This window comes from Bacillus sp. C30, from assembly GCF_040838255.1.
Lineage (GTDB): Bacteria > Bacillota > Bacilli > Bacillales > Bacillaceae_G > Bacillus_A > Bacillus_A mycoides.
Window position 1 is genome coordinate 1 of the sequence record NZ_JBFPJH010000446.1, and the last position, 2,358, is coordinate 2,358.

The window sequence follows — 2,358 nt, forward strand, 5'->3', positions numbered from 1 at the left end:
AGTGTATGTTATCTTTGGAGTTACGAAATTGGGGGAGAATAAATGAAATTACTATTAATAGTAGTAGCTGTGGGGCTTCTGTGGTTTATCAGTTTTTTACATATTTATTGGGCTTTTGGAGGTCGATGGGGTTCTGCTGCTGTTATCCCAGTAAAAGAGGGAGAACATAAGCCTGCTTTTACTCCGAGAATATGGGGAACATTATTCGTAGCCATTCTTATTCTATTAGCTAGTGTCATTATTGTTGTTCAAGTAGGTTATTTGCAGGGGTTCGAAGCAAATAGTTTATCTAAAATCGGAAGTATTGTCTGTGCTTTAGTTTTCATTGTTAGGGCAATTGGTGATTTTAAGTTTGTTGGATTTTTCAAAAAAATTAAACATTCTCAGTTTGCTAGATATGACACTTGGTTCTATAGTCCATTATGTTTATTCTTTGGTTTTGTCTATATCATGTTGTTGTTTTAATAAGTATAATGAATTCCCTATAAAATAAATTTCATGCAGGAAGAAAACACCTCTTATTGAACAAGTAGCAATAAAAAGAAGTTTGAGCATAGCAATAGAGCAATACAGGTTCTGTTGACAGCGAAGTCCACTATGATTAGTCATTTGTGTTTAAAAAGAGGATAGATAGGGCGAATTTATTCAAGCTCTTCTATCCTTTTAATTTTTATACATATAATGTATGAAATTAGATAAGAATTCACTATTAATAATAGGTTCAGCTTATATCTTGACTTTTAATAAAATTTTAAAGTGTTGGTTTTTTATTGTGTGAATAAGAGGTTAGTTGTTGTTTTGGAGTTTACATGAATGATTTAAACTTGGCAATTGTATCATGTAATCTTTCTAATCCAATCAACATATCTTTTTCATTTAACATTGAATAACTAATTCGCAAATGATTATATTGAGTTTCATGGCTTAACAGACAAGCTGTGCCGGGTAAAAAAGAAACATCAACTTCATTCGCTTTTTGTAATAATGTAAAAGGATCGATTGACTGAGGGAGTGTAACCCATAAGTTAAATCCTCCATTAGGTATTTCAAATTCTAATTCTTTTAATGGAGATAATATATCAATTGTTAAATCGCGTCTAATTTGTAAAGCAGTCCGTAATTTTTCTAAATGATTTTTCATTCGTTCCGCTCGTAAAAAAGGAAGTAGTGCTTTTTGTGTCAATAAGGGACTACCAATATCCATCGAAGCCTTCACGGCGTATAACCATTCAAAGATAGGACCTTCAGCTGCAAGTGCCGCGATGCGAAGACCTGGTGCCAACGTTTTACTAAATCCTTTTAAATATATAACATGACCATTTGTATCAAAGCTTTTTATTGGAGGGGGAATTTTAAAATCCTCAAAATATATCTCTCCGAAAGAATCATCCTCTAAAATGAAAAATTGATAAAGCTCTGCTAGTTCTACAAGTTCCATTCTCCTTTCTTTACTCATTACTGTGCCCGTTGGATTCTGAAAAGTAGGATTCACATATAACAAAACAGGATTCTTTCTTTGACAAATATCATCGATTAAATCTGAGCGAATGCCGTTGTTATCAAGACTAACAGGGATAATTTGAACTCCTTTATTAACAAATACATCAAGCGCCGCTCCATAACACGGACTTTCTACTAACACTATGTCTCCAGGCTTTAATAATGTTTGGGCGATTAAATCGATTCCTTGCTGGGCACCACTTGTAATTAATAATTGAGATGGATCTGTAACTACTTGTTGGTGTTCTTTTAAGTAGTTTGTTATTTCCACTCTAAGTTCTTTGTCACCTTGAACAGGTCCGTATGTTGCCAGTATCATTTGATCCTTATTAAGTAATTTGTGCATTTCATCTGAAAGAAACGGATTTGGTAATAAACGTGGATAAAGGACAGCCTGTGAAAAATCAAAATATTTACGATGTTGGTTCATTACATATTGAGAACGCATAACATTAATGGATTTCGTTTGTTGCCATTGATATGGAATTGGTTTGAAATCTTTGTTCACACGTTTATGTATATAGGCACCTTTTCCTTGTTCAATTCGTATATAACTTTTCGTTTCTAACTGTTTATAAGCTTTACGAACAGTTAATAAACTAATTTGCAAATCATCGGCCATAGAACGTAAAGAAGGGAGGTAATCGCCATGCGAAAGCATCCCGCTTTGAATTCTCTCAACAATTTGCATATATATTTGTTGGTAATATGGTATGTTGGATTCTTTACGTAGTACTATCTTCATAGAATCACCTGCTTTTCTTTTTAATTTAATTAAAGCGAAAAATAGTCTGACAATCAACTATATTTTTATTCAACTGTTATATGCTCGGATACACTGTTATACACCATATCCTC

Annotated in this window: 2 protein-coding genes; one reads left to right on the forward strand and one right to left on the reverse strand. The window is 33.1% G+C overall.

Going from position 1 to position 2,358, the window contains the following annotated elements:
- The first annotated feature begins 42 nt into the window (after positions 1-42).
- The gene (locus AB3X49_RS21530; protein ID WP_002136501.1) at positions 43-465 is read left to right on the forward strand and encodes a DUF3995 domain-containing protein; all 423 of its coding nucleotides are present in this window, start codon (positions 43-45) and stop codon (positions 463-465) included.
- A gap of 340 nt (positions 466-805) precedes the next feature.
- On the opposite strand, the gene pdxR is transcribed toward AB3X49_RS21530, so the two are convergent.
- Complete coding sequence (gene pdxR / locus AB3X49_RS21535) at positions 806-2,245, reverse strand: MocR-like pyridoxine biosynthesis transcription factor PdxR (RefSeq protein ID WP_033733995.1); 1,440 nt, start codon at positions 2,243-2,245, stop codon at positions 806-808.
- Between the last annotated feature and the right edge of the window lie 113 nt (positions 2,246-2,358).